General features: G+C 71.0%; 15 protein-coding genes and 1 riboswitch. Of the genes, 5 read left to right on the top strand and 10 right to left on the bottom strand.

What is annotated here, in order from left to right; translation table 11 throughout:
- Positions 1–49: 49 nt before the first annotated feature.
- Complete coding sequence (locus ACZ31C_RS31730; RefSeq protein ID WP_465798422.1) at positions 50–2,809, bottom strand: helix-turn-helix transcriptional regulator; 2,760 nt, start codon at positions 2,807–2,809, stop codon at positions 50–52.
- A gap of 115 nt (positions 2,810–2,924) precedes the next feature.
- Here ACZ31C_RS31730 and ACZ31C_RS31725 point away from each other — a divergent pair, with 115 nt between their 5' ends.
- Positions 2,925–5,762, top strand: a complete 2,838-nt coding sequence (locus ACZ31C_RS31725; protein WP_465798421.1) for an AfsR/SARP family transcriptional regulator — start codon at positions 2,925–2,927, stop codon at positions 5,760–5,762.
- Positions 5,763–5,866: 104 nt separating this feature from the next.
- Here ACZ31C_RS31725 and ACZ31C_RS31720 read toward each other — a convergent pair whose 3' ends face one another.
- The gene (locus tag ACZ31C_RS31720; protein WP_465798420.1) at positions 5,867–6,205 is read right to left on the bottom strand and encodes a hypothetical protein; all 339 of its coding nucleotides are present in this window, start codon (positions 6,203–6,205) and stop codon (positions 5,867–5,869) included.
- 472 nt (positions 6,206–6,677) lie between these two features.
- On the opposite strand from ACZ31C_RS31720, the gene ACZ31C_RS31715 reads away from it, so the two are divergent.
- Complete coding sequence (locus ACZ31C_RS31715; RefSeq protein ID WP_465798419.1) at positions 6,678–7,379, top strand: alpha/beta fold hydrolase; 702 nt, start codon at positions 6,678–6,680, stop codon at positions 7,377–7,379.
- A gap of 59 nt (positions 7,380–7,438) precedes the next feature.
- On the top strand, positions 7,439–8,275 hold the full coding sequence (locus ACZ31C_RS31710; RefSeq protein ID WP_465798418.1) for an alpha/beta fold hydrolase: 837 nt from the start codon (positions 7,439–7,441) through the stop codon (positions 8,273–8,275).
- Between the two features lie 76 nt (positions 8,276–8,351).
- Here the strand turns inward: ACZ31C_RS31710 and ACZ31C_RS31705 are convergent, their stop codons facing one another.
- Positions 8,352–9,305 (bottom strand): cyclase family protein, encoded by a 954-nt coding sequence (locus tag ACZ31C_RS31705; RefSeq protein ID WP_465798417.1) that lies wholly within the window; start codon positions 9,303–9,305, stop codon positions 8,352–8,354.
- Between the two features lie 193 nt (positions 9,306–9,498).
- Positions 9,499–9,619: riboswitch (SAM riboswitch) on the top strand.
- Between the two features lie 51 nt (positions 9,620–9,670).
- On the opposite strand from ACZ31C_RS31705, the gene ACZ31C_RS31700 reads away from it, so the two are divergent.
- Positions 9,671–10,900 carry an aminotransferase class V-fold PLP-dependent enzyme gene (locus ACZ31C_RS31700; RefSeq protein ID WP_465798447.1) on the top strand — a complete coding sequence of 410 codons (1,230 nt, stop codon included), beginning with the start codon at positions 9,671–9,673 and terminating at the stop codon, positions 10,898–10,900.
- Between the two features lie 4 nt (positions 10,901–10,904).
- Here the strand turns inward: ACZ31C_RS31700 and ACZ31C_RS31695 are convergent, their stop codons facing one another.
- Genes ACZ31C_RS31695 through ACZ31C_RS31675 form a run of 5 tightly spaced genes read right to left on the bottom strand, consistent with a single transcriptional unit; the run spans position 10,905 to position 16,486 of the window.
- On the bottom strand, positions 10,905–12,755 hold the full coding sequence (locus tag ACZ31C_RS31695) for a GMC oxidoreductase (protein WP_465798416.1): 1,851 nt from the start codon (positions 12,753–12,755) through the stop codon (positions 10,905–10,907).
- Positions 12,752–13,828 carry a hypothetical protein gene (locus ACZ31C_RS31690; protein ID WP_465798415.1) on the bottom strand — a complete coding sequence of 359 codons (1,077 nt, stop codon included), beginning with the start codon at positions 13,826–13,828 and terminating at the stop codon, positions 12,752–12,754. The genes ACZ31C_RS31695 and ACZ31C_RS31690 overlap by 4 nt, the downstream gene beginning before the upstream one ends.
- Positions 13,829–13,844: 16 nt before the next feature.
- Positions 13,845–14,654, bottom strand: a complete 810-nt coding sequence (locus ACZ31C_RS31685; RefSeq protein ID WP_465798414.1) for an ABC transporter permease — start codon at positions 14,652–14,654, stop codon at positions 13,845–13,847.
- Positions 14,651–15,475, bottom strand: a complete 825-nt coding sequence (locus ACZ31C_RS31680) for an ABC transporter permease (RefSeq protein ID WP_465798412.1) — start codon at positions 15,473–15,475, stop codon at positions 14,651–14,653. Before ACZ31C_RS31680 ends, ACZ31C_RS31685 begins: the two co-directional genes overlap by 4 nt.
- Positions 15,476–16,486, bottom strand: coding sequence for an ABC transporter ATP-binding protein (locus ACZ31C_RS31675; RefSeq protein ID WP_465798411.1), 1,011 nt, complete (start codon positions 16,484–16,486; stop codon positions 15,476–15,478). It abuts the gene before it with no gap.
- 173 nt (positions 16,487–16,659) lie between these two features.
- Between ACZ31C_RS31675 and ACZ31C_RS31670 the strand changes: the two genes are divergently transcribed.
- A complete protein-coding gene (locus ACZ31C_RS31670; RefSeq protein WP_465798410.1) occupies positions 16,660–17,553 on the top strand; it encodes an aminoglycoside phosphotransferase family protein in 894 nt (297 codons plus the stop codon).
- On the opposite strand, the gene ACZ31C_RS31665 is transcribed toward ACZ31C_RS31670, so the two are convergent.
- Positions 17,542–18,849: a protoporphyrinogen/coproporphyrinogen oxidase gene (locus tag ACZ31C_RS31665; protein WP_465798409.1), complete on the bottom strand. Its 1,308-nt coding sequence runs from the start codon at positions 18,847–18,849 to the stop codon at positions 17,542–17,544. The two genes, ACZ31C_RS31670 and ACZ31C_RS31665, sit on opposite strands and share 12 nt — an antisense overlap.
- A gap of 43 nt (positions 18,850–18,892) precedes the next feature.
- Complete coding sequence (locus tag ACZ31C_RS31660; protein WP_465798408.1) at positions 18,893–20,560, bottom strand: thiamine pyrophosphate-binding protein; 1,668 nt, start codon at positions 20,558–20,560, stop codon at positions 18,893–18,895.
- Positions 20,561–20,624 lie beyond the last annotated feature (64 nt).

The raw sequence follows: 20,624 nt of genomic DNA, 5'->3' as shown, positions 1-20,624 counted from the left end.
CGGAGAAGCCTACGAGTGGCCTGTTAATTTCTACTGTATTGTCATTCGATCATCCTCTTTGCTGCTCGGGTAATTGCGCGGAAAGGGCGTCGCGCAGTCCCGCTCGCGCCGTTATGCCAAGCTTCGGGAAAATGCGATAGAGGTGGGCGCCGACCGTGCGATGGGAGATATAGAGGCGCTCGGCGATCTGCTTGTTGGTCAGGCCGCCGGCAGCCAGTCCGGCGATCTCCAGCTCCTGACTGGTGAGACCGGCGAGACCGACTGTCGACTGCTCCGCGACGACCGGCCGGTAGCCGGTGGCGCGCAGCTCGGCCGTGGTGCGGGCGAGCCACGGCTCGGCGCCCATGGCGGCGAAACCGTCGCGGGCGGCGAGGAGATGGGTGCGGGCGGCCGACGGATCCCGATGGCGGCGCAGCTTCTCGGCGTAGGCGAGCCGGATCCGCGACGCCTCGAACAACCAGCGCTCGGAGGCCGGGTCGTCAAGGGTCTGCGCGAGCCGGGCACCGGCGTCGTCGCTGTCGAGCACGAGCGCGTCGACGCCGTGCTGCAACAGCGTCATGCGGCTCGACAGGGCGGCCACGTCCGCCTCGCGCATGGCGTCGGCGTGTGCCCGGGCCTCCGTCATGCGCCCGGTGCGGACGGCGGCCTCCACCAGGTCGAACATCAGATAGGTGCAGTTCGGCACGTACCGGGCGAGGACACCGGGAGGACTGGAGGCGGCGGCGTGCCGGTACGCGGACTCGAAGTCGCCCTGTGCGGCGGCGGCCAGCGTACGCGGGTGATGGGCGATGGCCGCCGCTCCCGCGACCCCGCGCGGCAGCGCCCAGTGGGTGATTTCGTCGGCCAGCTCGAAGGCTTCGCCGGACCGGCCCCGGCCGGCCGCGACGATGGCCCGGTTGTACAGGAAGTACCACGTCAGGAACACCAGACCGCTGTCGCCGCAGACCTGCTGCGCCTCGACGGCCAACGCCTCCGTCTCGTCCCACCGGCCGGTGAGGAAGCCGTCCAGGCAGAGATGCATCATGGCGGCCAACTGCCGCCGTGGCGCCCCGCCGTCGCGTCCCTGCCGCACGAGCCGCCACGAATACTCGCGGTTCTCGCCCAACCGGTCAAGATAGACCGAGGCGGTGCCGATCCGCATGGCCCGGGTCAGATCCTCCTCCTCGGGCAACGACGCGATCAGCGTTTCCAGGTCCGGCAACGCCGCGGCCCCGGTGCGTACCGGATCGGGGAAGGTCCTGCTCAGCACCGAGAGGATGTCGGACGGACCCGGCCTGAACATCCCCAGCAGCCGATGGAAGACGGCCCAGTGGTCGGGACTGCCGGCGTACCAGGACAGCAACAGCAGCGTGTGCATCGCCTCGTCGAGCGCCGCATCGTCCGCCCGCCAGCCGTGCTCGCCCGTCTCGATCGCGCCGGCGAGCAGACGGTGTGCGGTGTGCACGTCGCCGTCACCGTTGATCATCAGCAGGGCCGCAGCGCCGGCGGCGTGCAGCGCACCGGCCGAGCCGCCGCTCATCTCCCGCGATCGGGCGAGCAGGCTGGTCGCGTCACCCGAGCCGCCGGCCTCCGCGCCGATGTACGCCGCCTGCGCCAGTCGTCGTGCGGTGCTCTGCGGAGTGGCGCTCAACTCCGCCGCACGCATCAGGGCGGCGATGGCGGCCAGCGAGTCGCCCCGCTGCATGACGCGATGGGAGGCCCGCTCCAGTTCTGCCGCCACTGCCTCGTCCGGACCGGCGGCGGCTGCGGCCAGATGCCAGCTCCGACGTTCCGGATCGTCCGGCAACGCCTCGGCGATGGCCAGATGAGCCCGGCGCCGCTCCTCGTGCGTGGACGACGCCACGATCGCGGACTGGATGAGGGGATGCCGGAAGGTGATCCGCCCGGTCGCGTCGTCGACCCGTACCAACTGGTGTCGCTCGGCCGGTGCCAGATGGGTCAGGTCGGTCATGCCCCGCAGGGTGCGGACGTCACCGCTGCCCTCGAACGTGGCGAGCAGCAGCAACAACCGGCTGGGCTCGGGCAGACCGGCGATGCGGTGGGCGAAGCCGGCCTGGAGCCGGTCGCTGAGCGGCACCACGTCCGTGATCGTCGAAGGCTGCGCCGGACCGGCCAGGGTCGCCGGCAGTTCGACCAGGGCCAGCGGGTTGCCTCGGGCGAGGTCGAGCAGGCGTCGCCGGGAACGCGGCGTCATGGTGGGGAAGTGCGAGTCCACCAGCCGGGTGGAGGCTTCGGTGCTCAGCGGCTCGACGGTGACCTCGGTGAGGCCACGGCGGTCGAGGAAGCTCTCGGTGCCGGTCCGGAAGGCGGCGATCACGCCGACCGGTGACCTCGCCACCCGTCGGGCGATGAAGCCGAGCGCGACGGCGCTGGACCGGTCGACCCACTGCACGTCGTCCACGATCAGCAGGACGGGCGCCTTCTTGGCGACGGTGGTGAGCAGGGACCGGGCGGCATTGCAGACCAGTAGCGCCGCAGGCGTCGGGCCGGAGCCGAAACCGAGCGCGACGGTGAGCGCGTCGCGCAGCGCCGGGGGCAGTCGCCGAATCTCGGCGTACAGCGGCAGCAGTAGTTGGTTGAGCGAGGAGTAGCTGACGTCCGCCTCGAACTCCGAGCCGGACGCCCGCAACACCTGCAAGCCGGCCGCCTCGCCCAGGTCCGCCGCCGCGTCCAACAACGCCGACTTGCCGACACCGGGCTCGCCGCGAACCAACCGGACATCCCCGTCGCGTCGCACCGATTGCAGGAAACGGCCGATGCACGCCAGCTCCACCTCGCGTCCAAACAACAGCTCATGCGATGACGTCACACCGGGCACTACGACTGCGGGCGGTCAGGGTTCAGTCGCGTCGCCGACAGACGAAGACCCGGTGTCACGAGGCCCTTAAGCTGAGAGTCGTGATCATCGACCGCTCGCGATGCTGATGGGTTCCGGAACTCCGAACGACGGTCCGCTCGTACGCTTCGCCGTGCTGGGGCCGGTGCGGGTCTGGCGCGGCGATCGCGAGGTCGATCCGGGCTCACGCCAGCAGCGGCTGATCCTGGCGCTGCTCCTGGCGCGGGCCGGACGGCCGGTCGGCATCACGGACTTCGTCACGCTGCTGTGGGATCAGCGACCACCCCGTAGCGCGGTCAACATCGTGCACCTGCACCTGGGCACCCTCCGGCGGCTGTTCGAGCCCGGCCTGCGTCCCCGCGCACCCGGACGCTGGATCGCCGGTGACGCGGCCGGCTACCGGATGACGGTCGACGCGGACGGGCTGGACCTGCTGCACTTCCGTGACCTGGTACGACTGGCACGGGCGGCCGACGACCCCGCACAGGCGGTGACGACCTACGTGGCGGCACTGCACCTGTCGCGCGGGCCGTGCGGCGGCGCACCGGACCTGCTCAGCCGTCCCGTCGCCGACTTCGAGGCGGTGGACAACGAGTACGCGGACGTGGTGGGCGAGGCCACCGATCTGGCACTGCGTACCGGCACGGCCCGACTGGTGTTGCCGATGCTGCGGCGCGTCGCCGCGCAGCGCCCGCTGGACGAAGCCGTGCAGGCCCGGTTGCTCCTCACGTTGTCCGAGGTCGGGCAGCAGGCCGAAGCAATCACTGTCTACCAGGAACTCCGCAACCGGCTCTCCGACGATCTCGGGATCGATCCGGGTCGGGAGCTCCAGGAGGCGTACCGGACGGTCCTGCGGCACGGTGCCGCCGACCTGTCGCAGGATTCGCCGTCCGACGAGAGCCCGTCGGCGGACGGCTTCTTCGTCAGCCCGGCCCAACTGCCACCGGAACTGCCCCACTTCACGGGCCGCCGGGAGAGCCTGCGCCGGACGTTGGCGCTCATCCACGGCCGGGCCGCCGCCGGTGCCCTGCGCATCGTGGTCATCGAGGGCATCCCCGGCGTCGGCAAGACCAGCCTGGCGACCCACCTCGCCTACCGGTTGACCGACGAGTTCCCGGACGGCCAGCTCTACGCCGACCTCAGGGGCCTGGACCGGGACGCCGCGTTGCCCCCGGGAGAGGTGCTGCAGGCGTTCCTGCACGCGCTGGGCGTCCGCGGCCCGGATATCCCGTCCAGCGACCTGGCCCGGTCCGGGCTCTACCGCAGCGTCCTGGCGGAGCGCCGGGTGCTGATCGTCCTGGACAACGTCCGCGACGCCGACCAGGTCCGGCCCCTGCTGCCCGGTGCTCCGGGAAGCCTCGTCCTGGTCACCAGCCGGTACTGCCTGTCCGGTCTCGCCGCGACACACGGGGCGCACGTGCTCGGGCTCGACGTCCTGCCGGACGACGAAGCGCGCGAGCTCGTGGTCTCGCGCGTCGGGGCGGCGCGTGCCCTGGCGGACCGGCAGGCACTGGACGAGATCGTCGAGCGCTGCGCGGGGCTTCCGCTGGCACTGGCCGTGGTGGCCGCCCGGACCCTGGCCCGCCCCGGACAGCGGTTGTCGGCCGTCGCGCGTGAGCTGCGCGACGCCCAGGGTGGCCTCGACGGGTTCGGCCTCGACGATCCCGACAGCGACCTGCGGGCCATCTTCTCCTGGTCCTATCGTGGCCTCACTCCGTCGGCGGCTCGTCTCTTCCGTCTGCTGGCCCTGCATCCCGGCCCGGACATCACACTGTCCGCCGCGGCGAGCCTCGCCGGCCTGGCCGTGCCGGATGCCCGCGACGTGGTCGAGGAACTGCTGCGGAGCAGGCTCGTCACGGAACGCCGGACCGGCCGGTACGGTGCCCACGACCTGATCGCCGCGTACGCGCGGGAGCTGCTGGCCGAGGCCGACTCCGACGTGGAGCGCGAGGCGGCGACGGACCGGCTGCTCCGCTACTACCGACGTGCCGCCCACGCGGCCAATCTCCACCTCAATCGGGAGATCGACGCGGATCTGCCCGCCGCGCACGACGGGGTGGTCGACGAGAACCCGACCGACGGCAGGGAGGCCTCCGAGTGGTTCGCCGCCGAACGCGAGGTACTCAAAGCCGTGATGCGGCAGGCCAACCAGACCGGCCGGGTGTACGACGCCTGGCAGTTGGAGCTCACGGTGCAGGGCTTCTATCAGCGCGACGGGTGGTGGCAGGAGTGGGCGACCGTGGTCCGCGAGTGCCTGGACGCGGCGGAAGCCGCCGGTGACTCGGCCGGTACGGCGAACATGCTGCGCAGCCTGGCCGGCGCGCGCTTCTCCCTCGGTGACAGCGCCGCCGCCCTGACCCTGCTCGAACGTGCTCTCGTGATCTTCGTCGACCTGGGTGACGCGTCCCGGGAATCGTTGACACTGCGCAACCTCGGCGAGGTGAGCTTCGCGGTCGGTGACCACGACCGGTCGGTCTCCTGTCTCCACCAGGCGCTACGGATCGCCGAATCGCTCGGCGAGCAGGTAGCCCAGGTGGATGTGCTGTCCCGTCTCGCCGACACGCAGTACGAAATCGGGGCACGCGCGAAGAGTTTCGAGACCATCGGCCGGGCCCTGGCCATGAGCGAGCAACTCTCCCACGGTGTCCGCCGAAGCCAATGCCACCTCCGGCGCGCGAACCTGTATCTGCGCGAGCGGCGGTATGCCGAGTCCCTGGCGGACTTCACCGCAGCCGACGAACTGGCCACGACCGTCGGCGGCCGCGTGCTCATGGTCAAGGCGAAGCTGGGCCTGGGGGACACCGCCTACGCGATGGACGACTGGCCCGCCGCCCGGGTGGCATGGCTGGCGGCGCTGAGCCTGGCCAACGACTCGGACCGGCAACAGGAGGCCGCGATCCGGCGCCGTCTGGCGAAGCTGAGCTGAGGTAAGGAGGGGTCCCCTGCTAACGCCTGGTGAATAGCAGGGGACCCCTCCTCACAGCTCCGGCCGCGCGATGAGTACCGGTCGCGCAGCGCCTCGGCAAGCGGTCAGAACGAGTACGCCCGGAAGGACTGGTACTTGCCGGGGGTGAAGGTCCGGAACGTGCCGAGGTTCCACTGGAGGCCGGTGCAGTTGGGCCCGCTGAACGCGCTGACCTGTTCGACGATACGTTCTCCGGTGAGCGACGCCGCGGTCGGCGGCATGGCCAGGCAGGTGCCGTCGGGCTCGGCGACGTGCAGCAGCAGCGTGGCGAACGTGCCCTCGAAGATGCTCAGGCCCGAGGGCGGTACGTCGACGGCGGCCTGCGCGGGCTGAGCGTGCAGACCGACCGTGGCGGCGATGCCGGCCACGGTCAGGCCCGCGACGGTACGAATTCTTCGGCCCATGGTGATGCCTCCCTGGATCGAGGTCCGTGTGGCGTGGTGTGGGTGCGCCACGGTCAGCTTTTCGCGGGCTCACGGGAGTCGGCAATGGTATGAGTCGATGACTATGTAGACAGAAAATGATGGTCACCTGCGTGAACTTCGTGCGGCGAGACACGTAGCCCGACCGGACGCCGCGCGGCGACGTGGGGGAACAGCGGCCGGCGGGGAAGCGTGCCGGGCATCCGTCGAATGACCTAACCGAGCCGTGCGCCGCCGCCGACCGTCGGGCGCGCGTGGGTGGGCCGCGCCGGTCGGAAGCAACCATCGAGAGCGGACAATCCCGGCGAAAGGCACGTCATCCTGCGTCTCTTCCGCGCCGCGCCGACGTCTACGGCAGGCGGATGACTGATTCGGCGAGCGGCCCGGAAGCCGATCGTGGATTCGTCAGCGGCCGCCGTAGAAGCCGCCACCGTCCACGTCGAGGAGACACCTGATGAAGCCCACCATCGTCCTGATCCACGGTGCCTTCGCCGAGTCCGCCAGCTGGAACGGCGTGATTAGTCGCCTGCAGGCTGCGGGACACCGCACCATCGCGGCCGCGAATCCGCTGCGCAGCCTCTCCGGGGACGCCGCCGCGGTGTCCGACCTGCTGGCCACGATCGAGGGCCCGATCGTGCTGGTCGGCCACTCCTACGGCGGCGCCGTCGCCTCGAACGCCGCGACCGGCAACGACAACGTCAAGGCCCTCGTCTACGTGGCCGCGCTGGCTCCGGACAAGGGCGAGAACGTGCCCGACCTGACCGGCAAGTTCCCGGGCGCCACCCTCGGCGAGCACCTCTACCAGGTGCCTCTGCGCGACGGCACCGCCGACGTCTACGTCCGCCCGGAGAGCTACCACGAGCACTTCGGCGCGGACCTCACGGCGGAGCAGGCCGCCCTGGACGCCGCCACCCAGCGGCCGTTCAACACCACCGCCCTCAATGAGGGGTCCGGCGAGCCGGCCTGGAAGACGATCCCGTCCTGGTTCGTCTCCCCGGAGCGGGACCTCGCCATCCCGATCGAGGTGTTCCGCTTCATGGCCGAGCGCGCCAACGCCCGGGAGGCCGTGGAGGTGGCCGGCGCCTCGCACGCGCTTCCGGCGTCGCAGCCGCAGGCGGTGGCCGACGTCATCCTCCGCGCCGCGGCTGCCGTCTGACATCTCGTCCAGACCCGACACCCGGCCTGCGGGCCGCATCCGATCGAAAGGTTCCACCCATGAAGATCAACCTTCCCTTCCTGTCGAGGCGCGTGGCCCCCTGGACGGCCGTCGCCGCAGGAGTGGCGGTGGCCGCGCTGGTCGCCGGTTCCGCGCAGGCGGTGGCGGGGCACCGCCCCTGGACCAAGCCCACGGTGGTGCTGGTGCACGGCGCGTTCGCCGACTCGTCGAGCTGGAACGGCGTCATCACGCACCTCAAACGGGACGGCTATCCGGTGGTCGCGGCCGCCAATCCGCTGCGCGGCCTGCACGCCGACGCGGAACACCTGCGCAGTGTGCTGGACAGCGTGCGAGGCCCGATCGTGCTGGCCGGTCACTCCTACGGCGGATCGGTGATGAGCGAGGCCGCCGACGGCGACACCGACGTCACCGCACTGGTCTACATCGCGAGTTTCGCCCCGGAGCAGGGGGAGAGCACCTCGGCCCTGGCCGCGAAGTTCCCGGGCGGGCAACTGGGCCCGGCCCTGGACTCCGTGCCGGTGTCGATCCCGGGCGCTGGTACGGGCACCGACCTCTACATCAGGCAGGAGCAGTTCCGGCGGGTGTTCGCAGCCGACGTCCCACGGAACGTCACCGATCTGATGGCCGTCACCCAGCGGCCGATCACCAGTGCCGCGCTGGACGACACGGCCACCAGGACGGCGTGGAAGTCCATCCGGTCCTGGTTCATGGTGACCACGCAGGACCTGGCCATCCCCGCCGACTCGATGCGCTTCATGGCCGAGCGGGCCGGGTCGCACACCGTCGAGATCACGGCCTCCCACGCGGTCACGGTCTCGCAGCCGCGTGCGGTGGCCGATCTGATCGACAGAGCGGCCCGCGCCACCACGCGCTGACCGACCGAGCCTGTTCGCGACACCCGTCCCCTGTCGGCGGCGCGCTGGGATCAGCGCGCCGCCGACGGCGTACTGGTCAGAACGTGGCGATCGGGTTGACCGGGCTGCCGGACGTCCCGGCCAGGCGGATCGGCGCGACGGCGAGCTGGAAGTCCCACTGACCGAGGTCGGTGGCGGTCGTCGCGCACGCTTCCAGGTCGCAGTTGTCGAGCAGCCACAGACCCATCGCCACGAGGCTCACGGCGTGCACCGGCATCAAGACGTCGTCGTATCCCGACGGCTGGACATCCTGCGGAGTGTCCGCGCCGATCAGTGCGACCTGGCGCTCGTGCAGCCACGGCAGGCAGGACGCGTGCCAGCCGGCCTGGGTGACACCGCCGGCCGTACCGCCCTCGTGGCGGACCCGGCCACGGCCGGTCCGCAACAGCACCGCGTCGCCGGACCCCACCCGTACGCCCTGCCGGCGCTCGGCCTCCTCGAGATCCTCGGGGAACACGGCCTGCCCCGGCTCCCACCACGGCACGTCCCGGGCCCTCGCCACGTCGAGCAGGACACCACGGGTGACGATCCCGTTCGCCGCCGCCGTGACGGCCGCCCACGCCGAACCCGTGGCGGCGTCCACCAACGCGTGCGACCGCCCGTTGTACATCACGCCGTCCCAGAAGATGTGACACGGCGAGTCGAGGTGGGTGACGGTGTTGCCGTGGAACGAGAGGCTGAGCCGCTCGGCCGAGAAGCCCCAGCGTCGGTCGGCGTGGAAGGCGGGCGGCATGTTCTCGGCACCCGGCATGTCGGCGGCGCACGGGCACGCCGTCGTCGACCGCTCCATCTCTCCCGGCACGGCGACCTCCCACGCGCACGACACGCTCCGGCCGTGGCGTACGGCCCGCGCCGCCGCCAACCGGACGTCGTCGGTGATGTGGTTGAGCGTGCCGAGCTCGTCGTCGTCGCCCCACCGACCCCAGTTCGACAGCCTGTCGAAGTACCCGAGCACGTCCTCCTGGGTCGGCATCGGCCGCTCTGCCGTCATCGAAGCATCGACTCCTCCGGTCACGCGCGGTCGCCGGACACCGCAGGCAGGCTATCCCCTCCCTCCCGCACACCTGCCACACCGCGCCGGGAGGGACGACTCATGGGACCATCCGGTGTCGTACGAACAGGGACGTGCCGGGTGCGCGAAGCGCTCTGGCGGAGACGCTCGCCGGTGTGGCAGCATCGGCAGCGGTCATGAGTGTCAGCGTCAAGGCCCCGGCCTGCTGACCGGCAACCCTCGTACATCCGCGGTGGGGTGCCTCCGGGTGAGGACCAGGCCGCCGGCGATCGCCGGAGAGGCAAGCGCGGACCCGCACGGGTCCACCGTCACGAAGGACCAGTGTGCCCACGATCGCTCCTGCCGTGCTCGGCGACGACCTTCCCGTCCGCCTCTCCGACGGCACCACCGTCGCGTACGCCAACCTCGACTACGCCGCCACCGCACCCTGTCTCGCCGCGGTCGCCGCCGCGGTCACCGAGCTGCTGCCCTGGTACGCCAGCGTGCACCGGGGCGCCGGCACCGCCTCGCGCCGATGCACGCTGGCATACGAGCAGTCCCGTCAGACCGTTGCGGACTTCCTCGACATCCGGCCGGACGACCACGTGATCTTCACCCGGAACACCACCGATGCGATGAACCTGCTCGCCCGGGCCCTACCAGCGCACACCACCGTGGTGACCTGGGCCGGCGAACATCACGCGAACCTCCTGGCCTGGCCGAACGTGCACCGACTGCCGGTGCCCACCGACCTGCCCGAGGTGACGTCCGGGCTGACCCGTGCACTGGCCGACCTGGGCAGCGCGGGGCCGGTGCTGGTGGCGGTCACCGGCGCGTCCAACGTCACCGGAGAAGTCTGGCCGATAGCCGAGATCGCGGAGATCGCGCATCGGCACGGCGCGCGGATCGTCGTCGACGCCGCCCAGTTGGCCCCGCACCGCGCGGTCTCCATGGCCGACGCCGACATCGACTACCTGGCGCTGTCCGGGCACAAGCTGTACGCGCCGTTCGGCGCGGGAGTCCTGGCCGGCCGCGCCGACTGGCTCGACGCCGCCGACCCGTACCTGTCCGGTGGCGGAGCCACCAGGCACGTCGGCGACGAGCCCGCCGAGGTGCAGTGGCAGACCGGCCCGGCGCGCCACGAGGCCGGCACACCGAACCTGCTAGGCGCGGTGGCGCTCGCCGCCGCATGCGCCACGATCTCCGCCGCCGCGCCGGACGTTCTCGCCCGCCACGAGCAGGAGCTGTTGACCCGGTTGCGCGACGGGCTCGGCGCCCTGCCGCAGGTGGCGGAGCTGCGCACGTTCGACGCCGACCACAACCGGGTCGGCATCGTCAGCTTCACCGTCGCCGACCGGCAGGCAGCCGACATCACCCACCGGCTCTCCGCCGAGCACGGGATCGGCGTACGCGACGGCTTGTTCTGCGCCCACCCGCTCAGCCGGAAGCTGCTGGCCGACGCCGCCGCGCGGCTCGGCCGCCCCACCGACGGGTATGCGATCCGGGCCAGCATCGGCATCGGCACGACCGCCGAGCACGTCGACCGACTCCTGCACGGGCTACGCGAGGTGATCAACACGCCCCGGGGGCGGTGAGTCGTCAGGTGCTGAGGTGGGCGGCGAGGCGCATGGCCAGCGCCGCCAACGTCAGCGTCGGGTTGGCCGCCGGTGAGTTGGGGAAGACGGACAGGTCGCAGACATAGAGGTTGCGGTGGCCGACGACGCGCAGGTCCTCGTCGACCACCCCCGGCCGCTCCCGGCCCGGTGTGCCGCGACCCATCCGCATGGTGCCGACCTCGTGCGACACGCCGCCGAGCGGAGCCCAGAGCTGCTCGTACACCTCGCCTCCGAAGGCGGACACGACATCGGCGGTGATCGTGTCGAGGGCGTCCTGGACCTGGTGGGCGCGCGGACTGGGATGGATGCGGATGGTGGGCAGCGCGGCGGGCTTCACGCCGTCCGGCCGGGTCTCGGTCCGGGTGACGGCGTTCTGCTCGACCAGCGGCGCCTCGACCATGAACACCAGCTCGCCCGGCATCTTCCCGTCGACGGTGGCCAGGTTCGCGCCGGTGAACTCCAGGGCGTTGACGAAGCGGAACTGGTTGAGGTTCGCGCCCAGGTCCAGCGTGACGCTGTACGGATGCGCGGGGTCGGTGTCGGTGACGTCGGTGAGGTGCCGGGAGACGGTCTTGCTGGAGTCGAACCGGCTGTACCAGTCGCCGCCCTGCCGCACCCAGAACTTGATCACGTGGATCGGGTGGTCGGTGATGCCGCGCCCGACCAGCGGATTGTCCTCGGCGAGGCCGGACGACTGCGCGACGGCGGCAGAGCCGACCGTGCCGGCGGCCAGCACCACCACGCCGTCGTCGGCCAGTCGGTAGGTGCGGTCCCGGCCGGCCAGGTGGTCGTACGCGACCACACCGGTGACCTCGCCCGACGCCCGCTCGATCCCGACCACCTCGTGGTTCAGGTGGACCCGCAGGTTGCCGAAGCGATCGTCCTGCATGGCCCGGCTGAGCAGCAGCTCGGCCGCCGACCAGATACCCGCCGGCACCGCCCCGGGAACCGGGCCGCAGTACTCGATCGCCATCGGCGGATCGAAGTGCCGGAACTCGGCCAACGCGGGCAACTCCCGCAGCCTCGCCTTGACCATCGTCTGGTACGACGACGGGACCAGGGGAGTGACACGGGTCAGTTGCTCCGCGCGGTCGTACCAGACGTCGCACAGCTCGTCGCGGACCGTCTCCGGCCAGTCGCGGAACTCCCAGCGGTGCATCCGGGGCGCCGAGGCTCCCCAGAAGAGGGTCCGGCCGCCGAGGTTGAAGCCCTGTGCGATCCGCGCCCTGGCGCTCTCGGCGTCGGCGGCCCGCCAGCGCCGTCGCCCGAAGGCACCCCAGTGGTGGAAGATGTTGGGGTACACGTCGGGACCGACCGGTTGGTACCGGGCCAGGTTGCCGGTGTGCGTACCGAACAGATAGCTGCCGGCCTCCAGCAGCAGGACGCGCGGTGGTCGGCCGCCCCGCCACGGCGTCTCGGCGAGTTGGTACGCCAGGGTGCCGCCGCCCGCGCCGGAGCCGACGACGATGACGTCGTAGCGCTGGTCGGAGTCCGGGTCGCCGGGGAAGAAGTGCCGGGCGACGTGCGTCTCGCCGACGAGGATGTCGTGGTGCCGTGCGAAGTGGACCCGCCCGTCGAGGCGGCAGGTCGGGGCGGCCAGGTCGGCGGCGGTCAGGTGCAGCGGCCCGTCGAGCTGGGGGTCGCCGTCGAGGACGACGAAGCCGTCGAGGCCGTCGGGATGCGCCGCCGGATCGAGCGTGGTCGTCCATTCGCCGGACGGCTCGTCGTACCGGAAGTCCTGCGTGTCGCCGCCGACGATCCGCAACCGGAGGTGGTCGTCCGGCCGCAGCGCCGGCATCCGTAGGACCACCGTGCACACCGCGTCCGTGCTCACGCTCCGTCACCCCCTCTCGCTCCCGCCGGCATGCCCTCGCGGCTGTGCCGGTGATCCGTGTCCGGCTCCTGCGTCGGATGACGCCGGATCTCCTCGACGGCCTGCCGCAGCACCCGCACCTCGGTGTCGAAGATCCGCTCCAGGCGCGGCATGGCCTCCTCGTCGAACCGGGAGGACCGTCCCTTCTGCTCGTGCCACAGCATCCCGTTGCGCAACGCCACCGCGTCGGTCTGCATCGCACGGCAGTCGTCCACCAGCGGGGCCAGTGCCGGGGCGAGTTCGGCCAGGCGGACGAACCGCTCCGTCATCAGCCGCTTGTGCTCCCACAACACGTGCAGGTACCGGATGTCGTACGCGGCGTCGCCGGTGAGGTAGTCGCGCAGATATCCACGGATCGGCGCGTAGGAGTCGACACCGTACGCCCGGTCCCACTCCTCCTGGAGCATGTCGACGCGGCGGCTCGGATTGGCACCGGACAGGTACTCCTCGAACGCGCCGCCCACCACGTGCAGCCGCATCCGATAGCTGGCGTCCGGTCGTAACCGGTAGAAGTAGACCTGGAAGCAGTCGTTCTCCACCTCGTCCAGGCTCGCGTACGCGCGGGCGACGTCGTCCTGCCCGACCGTGGTGGTCCGCAGCGACCCGTTGGCCGTGTAGCCGTAGATGGTGAAGGTGCCCTCCTCGTCGTCGACGCCGCTGAGCAGCACGTCGTGGGTCTGGTGCCACTGCTGGTAGGGCGCCCGGCCGGGCAGGTGGTGCTCGTCCAGGTTGAGATAGGGGTAGTAGCCGGCGCCGATGGAGTCGCGGCAGAGCGCGACAATGTCCGCGCCGACGCAGGCGACCCACTCGCGGCTGGTCCGGACCACCTCCAGCCACGGACTGATCGCGTGGTCATAGAGATAGAAGCCGAACGGCACCGGTGAGTCCGGCGCCTTCGGGTCGAAGGCGACGTGGATGTAGTTGCTCAGGATCCAGTCCCGGGCCCGTGCCTCGGTGGCCAGGATCGCCAACGGGAAGGCATAGAACTGGTAGCCCCGCGCCAGCGGCTCACCGAGCGGTAGCTGTCTTCTCATGCCGATGCCTCTCCTCTCAGCTACCGGTCATCTCGTACCGGCGGATGCCCATGCTCCAGATGCCGTAGCCGACGCCCAGCGCGCCCGCCGCCACCAGCGGGGTGAGCCACACCAACCGGCCGTCGCCGCCGAGCAGGAACTCCACCGGGATGTACGCGGTGAACGCGAACGGCAGCACCCACGTCAACACGTGCCGTAGCACGCCCGGGTAGATCTCCAGCGGGAACGCGGCGAACTCGGAGAGCTGGTTGGCGGCGTGCATCGCGGGTTGGCTGGTGATCGTCCAGAAGGCGATCGAGGCGAAGACGAGCTTGATCCCGGTGTAGATCAGCGTGCCGCAGACGACCAGACCGGCACCGACCAGGACCATCTCGGCGTCGACGTCCAGCCCCAGCCGCCGACCTGCGTACCCGAGCAGCGCGAACCCGACCAGCAGCTCACCGAGCGCGTCGGGCCAGAAGAAGCGCTCCGACAGGACGCTGAACAGCGGGTTCACCGGCCGGATGAGGTGCCGGTAGAAGTCGCCGCTGCGGATCAACTGCCAGGCGACCACCCACAGGTAGTCGGTGAAGAGCCGGTCCAGCCCGCGCGGCAGCAGCGCGAAGCCGAGCAGGAACAGCACCCTGTCCAGGGACCAACCGCCGACCGTGGGCACCAACTGGAAGATGCTGCCGATCAGCAGGACCTGGACGCCGACCCGGAGCAGGAAACCGACGCCGCCGAGCAGGAAGTCGGTGCGGTACGCGACGAGTCGCCGGAGGCTGACGCCGCCGAGGAACCAGGTCAGCCGCGCGTAGCGCAGCGGCGTACGACCGGGGCGGGTCATCCGCCGAGCACCTGTACGCGTCGGACGAACACCCGCCACAGCACCGCGCACGCGCCGGCGAGCAGCACCGCCCAGCCCACCTGCCCGGCCAGGATGACCGCCGCGTCGGGCGCGCCGTCGTACCGGCCGGTGAGCAGGCGGACCGGCGCGTACACCATGGACTGGAAGGGCAGGACCGAGGCGACGGCGGCCAGCGGCGCCGGCATCAGGTCGAGTGGTACGAGCTGACCGGCGAAGAACACCACGACGCTCTCCTTGACGATGCGGATGCCCCAGATGTTGGTGGTGACGATGCCGCAGAGCCCGACCAGCATGTTGAGGCTGAACGCGATGACCGCCGAGGACGGCACCGCCGCCAGGAACAGCAGCAGGTCCACCGGGGCCGGGGACTGCAGGGGGAAGAGCACCGCAAAGATCAGCAGCGTGGGCAGGCCCACCATCAGCAGATTCGTGATCAGCACCGGCAGGGCGGTGAAGATCCGCATCACCGGGTAGCTGACCGGGCGGATCAGCGCGACGGCGATGTCGCCGCGCAGGATGTCCTGCCCGATCTCGCTGTCGACCTGGTTGGCGTGCAGCACGCCGAGCACCTGGGCGGCGATCAGATAGGTGGTGATGCCCTCGATCCCGAAACCGCCGGGACCCGCGTCGGGGCTGGCCGCATAGACCGCCCGCCACAGGAAGACCACCACCGCCGTACTGGTCGCCGTGGTGGCCAGGCTGACGAAGAAGCTCGCGCGGTACTGCAGGGTCGCCTGCAGACCGCTGACCGCGAACGGCAGGTAGCGGCGAAGTCGGGGAGAGCGGACACCGACCGTCATTCAGCCGTGCTCCGCCGGCTGACGACCACCGTAGATCTCCCGCAGCACCGTCTGCAGGTCCGGCTCCGGCGCGAAACAGTCGGTCACGTCGAAGCGGTGCAGCACCCAGGTGAGCACCTCCCGGGCGGTGAGCCGGTCGACGGGGAAGTCGATCGTCACCCGCCGTTGGTCGTCGACGGTGACGGTGGTGCCGGTCAGTGCCTCCTCGATCTGGGCCGCCACCTGTTCGGGCGACTCGTCTCCCCGGTGGTCGAAGTGCACCGCCCGGTGGCGGGCCGTCCGCAGCAGCGCCGCGAGCGTGCCCTGGTGCACGATCCGGCCCTGGTCGACCACCAGCACCTGGTCGCAGATGGCGGAGATGTCACTGATGTCGTGGCTGGTGAGGAAGATCGTCGTGCCGTGTTCCCGGTTGATCTGGTTGGCCAGGGCCCGGACGGCCTCCTTGAGCACCAGATCCAGACCGATCGTGGGTTCGTCCCAGAAGACCACGGCGGGGGTGTGCAGCAGGCTGGCGGCGATCTCGGCGCGCATCCGCTGCCCGAGGCTGAGCTCCCTGATCGGGGTGTTGCCCAGCGCGTCGATGTCGAGCACGTCCCGGAACAGCGAGAGGTTGCGCCGGTAGACGGCCTCGTCGATGTCGTAGATGTGCTTGAGGATCCGGAAGGAGTCCGGCACCGACAGGTCCCACCACAGTTGGCTGCGATGGCCGAACACGACACCGATGTTGCCGCTGTTGCGGACCCGCTCGCGGTACGGCTCGATCCCGTCGACCGTGCACCGCCCGCTGGTCGGGGTCGTCACGCCGGTCAGCAGCTTGACCGTGGTGGACTTGCCGGCGCCGTTCGCCCCGAGGTACGCCACCCGGGTCCCGGCCGCCACCTCGAAGGAGACCTCGTCCACCGCCGTCACCGTGGTGTGACGCCGGCTGAACAGGGTCCGCAGGCTGCCCAGCACGCCCGGCTCGCGCTCGTACCGCCGGAACGTCTTGGAGAGCCCTTCCGCCCTGATCACCGCGCGTCGACCCGGCCGTGAACATCCGTCGTGACAGCGGATCGGCCCGGTCGAGTCAGCATTGCCAGACGATATGGGGTGGCCGTCGAGCGAGCAATACCCATTGATCGTCGTTCCCGGTCATGGGTGACCGGCGTGAATTGGTTGATCACGCCCTCTGTTATCGTGACTCGATGCAGGCGGACTCGGTGATCGCGATCGACGAGGCGGAACGGATCGCCCACGCGATCGGGCAACGGGTGGTGGACGCGGTCCGTGTCCGGCGTGGATATTCCAACAACCGGCGGTGGCTCGCCCGGCTCGACGACGGCCGCTCCGTCTTTGTCAAACACGCCGACGACGAGCCAGGCGCGATCTGGTTGCGCCGCGAGCACGCCGTCTACCAGCAGTTGCACGCGCCGTTCATGCCGGAGCTGCTCGGCTGGTACGACGACGGTGAGCTGCCCGTACTCGTGCTGGAGGATCTCTCCGACTCGACCTGGCCGCCGCCCTGGTCACCCGAGCAGCTCCGGGCGGTCCGGGACACGCTGCGCGACCTGGCGGCGCGCCCCGCCATCGACGGTCTAATCCCCGCCTCGCACACCCAGTACGGCCAGGGCGGCTGGCCCGAGATCGCCCGCGACCCGGCGCAGTTCCTGGCGTTGCGGGTCTGTTCCCCGCAGTGGCTGGACAAGTGCCTGCCCACCATTCTCGACGCCGCCGACTTCGCCGGCATGGACGGCGACTCGGTCACCCACCTCGACGTCCGCAGTGACAACCTCTGTTTTCGCGGCAGCCAACCGGTGCTGTTCGACTGGAATCATGCCGCCCTCGGCAATCCGCAGTTCGACCTCGCGTTCTGGCTGCCCAGTCTCACCCTGGAGGGCGGGCCGCAGCCCGCAGAGGTGCTCACCGATCCCGACCCGAGGGTGGTCACCCTGGTCACCGGCTTCTTCGCCAGCCGGGCCGGTCTGCCGTTCCTGCCGAAGCTGCCGCTGGTCCGCGAGTTCCAGCTGCGCCAACTCCAGGTCGCGCTGCCGTGGATGACCGCGGTGCTGGGGCTGCCCCCGGCGGAGTCAGTCGACTGAGCTGCCGGCCCGGTGCGCCAGGATCTCCTCGGCCCGGGCCCGGCCGCGCAGCACCGCGTCGTCCGAGTTGATATAGAGCCACTCGCCGAACCGGCCCGCACAGTGGATCCGACGCCGCTGGAACTCCTCCAGCAGGTGCGCGCGCGCCTCGACGGTCGCCGACGTCTGCACCGGGTACGCCCGAGGCACGGTGACCACACTCGCGGCGCTGACCTGGTCGTCGGCTCCGGCGATGCCGATTCGCCGTAGCGCGGACAGCACCCGCTCCGGCAGGCCCTCCGGGTCGACCCGTTTGTGCGCGGAGAAGCTCACCTCGGCCTGGATGCCGAAGCACGGGCGTGCGCGCAGCTCGGGGTTGGAGTTCGAGTTGAGCACCAGCTTGTGGAACGGGATGTCGGGATCGGCGCAGTACACCCGCTGCATCTCGGTCATGGCCGGCCGGTCGAAGACCAGGTTCACCAGATGGAGGCTGTTGTGGCGCAGTTCGTTCGCGGCGTTCCGGCAGCAGTCGTCGAGACCGTCGGTACGCCGCACCAACTCGTCCAGCGGCATGGTGGAGACGAGGTGGTCGTAGCCGATCGTGGCGTCACCCTCGACCCGGACCATCGACTCCCCGGGGCGGACCTCGACGACGCTGTGCCGCCGGATCCGGTCGCCGACCGTACGCAGGAAGCCCTGGTAGAGGTTGGCGAAGCCGCCGGTGGCGGGATACCGCACGACGGCGTTCGGGAAGTCGGAGAAACGGTCCGGGCGCAGCGCCCCGCCGACGATCGCCGCCACGTCCGGAGTGACCACCCGGTTGCTGGTCCAGCCCGGCGCGATGTCCGTCAGCGGAAAGGCCCACAGCTTCTCGTTGTAGGGCAACAGGAAGCGGGCCGCGATACCGGGCCCGAAGGTCAGCTCGATCCACTCCCGTAGGTTCGCCGGTGGCGCGGCGAGCGGTTGCCGACCTGCGGCCTCGTAGAGGCCCACCAGGCACTCCTCCACCACCTCCGACGGCAGCCCGTGCAGGTGGCTCTGGAAGGGGTACCGGACGAAGGTGTCGTGGCTGTGCACCCACGCCTCGCGGGGCTGCGCGAACACCCCCGGCTCGCAGAGCTGCTCGACGAGTTCCCGGACGTAGTCGTGCTTGGTGAAGAAGGCGTGCCCACCGAGGTCGAAGGTGGCGCCCCCCAGGTCGAAGGAGCGACAGAGGCCACCCGGCTCCTCCTCCGACTCCAGGACGGTGTACTCCTCGTCGCCGAGGTGATAGGCCGCCGACAGACCGGCCGGTCCGGCTCCGATGATGACGATCACGTGTCTCGTCCCTCCTGCCCGACCGGTGCCGGCCGTCGTCTCGTCATGGCTGCCACCGGGGCTTGCGCAGGTAACCGTCGGGCGAGGCGATGGCGAGCTGGAACCAGCCGGAGACCAGGGTCGGGTCGAGCCGGCAGTCCAGGACGTACGGCCCCTCCGGGCGGGCGATCCAGTCCCGGATCGCCACCAGGTCGGAGACGTCCCGGACCACCGTCCCGGCCGCCCCCAACGCCCGGCCGACGGCGGCGAAGTCGGTGGTCGGGAAGAGCGCGTCGGTGATGGGCAGGCCGCGCATCTCCAACTCCCGCGCCTCCGCGCCGTAGGCGCTGTCGTTGAGCACCAGCAGCAGGATCGGCAACCGGTGGCGGACCGCCGTCTCCAGCTCGCCGAGGGCCATCAGCGCGCCGCCGTCACCGACGGCGGCGACCGTGGGGGCGTCGGGACGGCCCACGGCGGTGCCGACGGCGGTCGCCAGACCCAATCCGATCGACTCGAAGTCGAACGTGCTGACCCGTGCCCGGGGCGCGGCCACCCGCAGGTGACCCACCGCGTTCCCAGCCGCGTGGCTGCTCTCCTGCACCACCGAGCGGTGCGCCGGCAGCCAGGCGTCCAGCGTGGACAGCAACTCGGTGAGGTCGACGAAGCCGGGTGCGGGCACGCCGGTCGCGGGTGCCGGGGACGGCGGCGGAGGGTCCCACGGGCCGGTCCGGAACCCGGTGGCCCGGTGTCCGCTCCGCCGCAACTCGGCGGCGAGCGAACGGGCGGTGGCCGTGGTGTCCCCGGTCAGTCGGACGGTGACCGGCGCCGAGGCGCTACGCCGGGGATCCAGCTCGCAGTGCACGATCTCCCGCACCTGCGGGAACAGGTGCCCGCCCCGGGTGGTGTACCGGTCCAGTCCGGTACCGAAGGCGATGATCGTGTCCGCCGTCGCACTCAACTCGGCGGCGTACGCGGTGCCGTGTGCGCCGAGCAACCCGACGTTCCACGGCTCACCGGCGAACAGCCCGTCGGCGTGCAGGGTCGTGCCGAGCACCGCGCCGGCCCGTTCGGCCAGCTCGATCAGCGCGGCCCGGGCCTGCGGCGCGAGCGCGCCACGGCCCGCGACCAGCACCGGTCGACGGCTACGCCGGATCACCTCGACCGCAGCGTCCAGGGCGGCGGCGTCCGGGAGCGGGTGCGGTGCCGGCTCGGGCGGCCCGACCGGCTCGACCAACGTCTCGACCGGCTCGCGTTGCACGTCCAGCGGCACCGTCAACACCACCGGCCGACGCTCGTGCACGGCACGCCGGGCCGCCTCGGCGATCTCCGGGCCGATCCGGTGCGGCGCGTCGAGCCGACGGTGGGCGACCCCGACCGCGTCGAGCAGCGGCGCCTGAGCCAGGAACTGCCCGTAGTCCCCGTGCGTGGTGACGGTGTCCCCGGCGAACAGCAACAGCGGCGTCTGGCCCCGCGCGCTCTCCAGGATCCCGGTCAGCGCGTTGCTGAACGCCGGACCGACACTGACCGTCGCGACACCGAGCCGACCGGTGCTGCGCGCGTACGCGTCGGCCATGGTGACCGCGTTCGTCTCGTGCCGCGCGCCGATGTAGCCGATCCCGTGCCGGTGCACCAGGTCGAGCAGGAATCCCATGTTGCCCCGGCCCATCAGGCCGAAGACGTGCCGAACCCCGAGCCGGTGGACCGAGGCGGCGATCGCTTCCTGCACCCGCATTCAGGACTCCCTGACATCGAGGCGGACCGGCAGCAGGGCCGTGGACGGTTCGGCTCGGACCGGG

It is taken from the genome of Micromonospora sp. NPDC023869, from assembly GCF_055559695.1.
This window is presented reverse-complemented; position numbering and strand designations above follow the sequence as displayed.

Excerpts from the sequence above, each read along its gene's own strand:
- ACZ31C_RS31710 (WP_465798418.1), top strand. The coding sequence starts at position 7,439 with ATGAAGATCAACCTTCCCTTCCTGTCGAGGCGCGTGGCCCCCTGGACG.
- ACZ31C_RS31725 (WP_465798421.1), top strand. The coding sequence starts at position 2,925 with ATGGGTTCCGGAACTCCGAACGACGGTCCGCTCGTACGCTTCGCCGTG.
- ACZ31C_RS31680 (WP_465798412.1), bottom strand. The coding sequence starts at position 15,475 with ATGACGGTCGGTGTCCGCTCTCCCCGACTTCGCCGCTACCTGCCGTTC.
- ACZ31C_RS31690 (WP_465798415.1), bottom strand. The coding sequence starts at position 13,828 with ATGAGAAGACAGCTACCGCTCGGTGAGCCGCTGGCGCGGGGCTACCAG.
- ACZ31C_RS31705 (WP_465798417.1), bottom strand. The coding sequence starts at position 9,305 with ATGACGGCAGAGCGGCCGATGCCGACCCAGGAGGACGTGCTCGGGTAC.
- ACZ31C_RS31715 (WP_465798419.1), top strand. The coding sequence starts at position 6,678 with ATGAAGCCCACCATCGTCCTGATCCACGGTGCCTTCGCCGAGTCCGCC.
- ACZ31C_RS31670 (WP_465798410.1), top strand. The coding sequence starts at position 16,660 with ATGCAGGCGGACTCGGTGATCGCGATCGACGAGGCGGAACGGATCGCC.
- ACZ31C_RS31660 (WP_465798408.1), bottom strand. The coding sequence starts at position 20,560 with ATGCGGGTGCAGGAAGCGATCGCCGCCTCGGTCCACCGGCTCGGGGTT.
- ACZ31C_RS31720 (WP_465798420.1), bottom strand. The coding sequence starts at position 6,205 with ATGGGCCGAAGAATTCGTACCGTCGCGGGCCTGACCGTGGCCGGCATC.
- ACZ31C_RS31685 (WP_465798414.1), bottom strand. The coding sequence starts at position 14,654 with ATGACCCGCCCCGGTCGTACGCCGCTGCGCTACGCGCGGCTGACCTGG.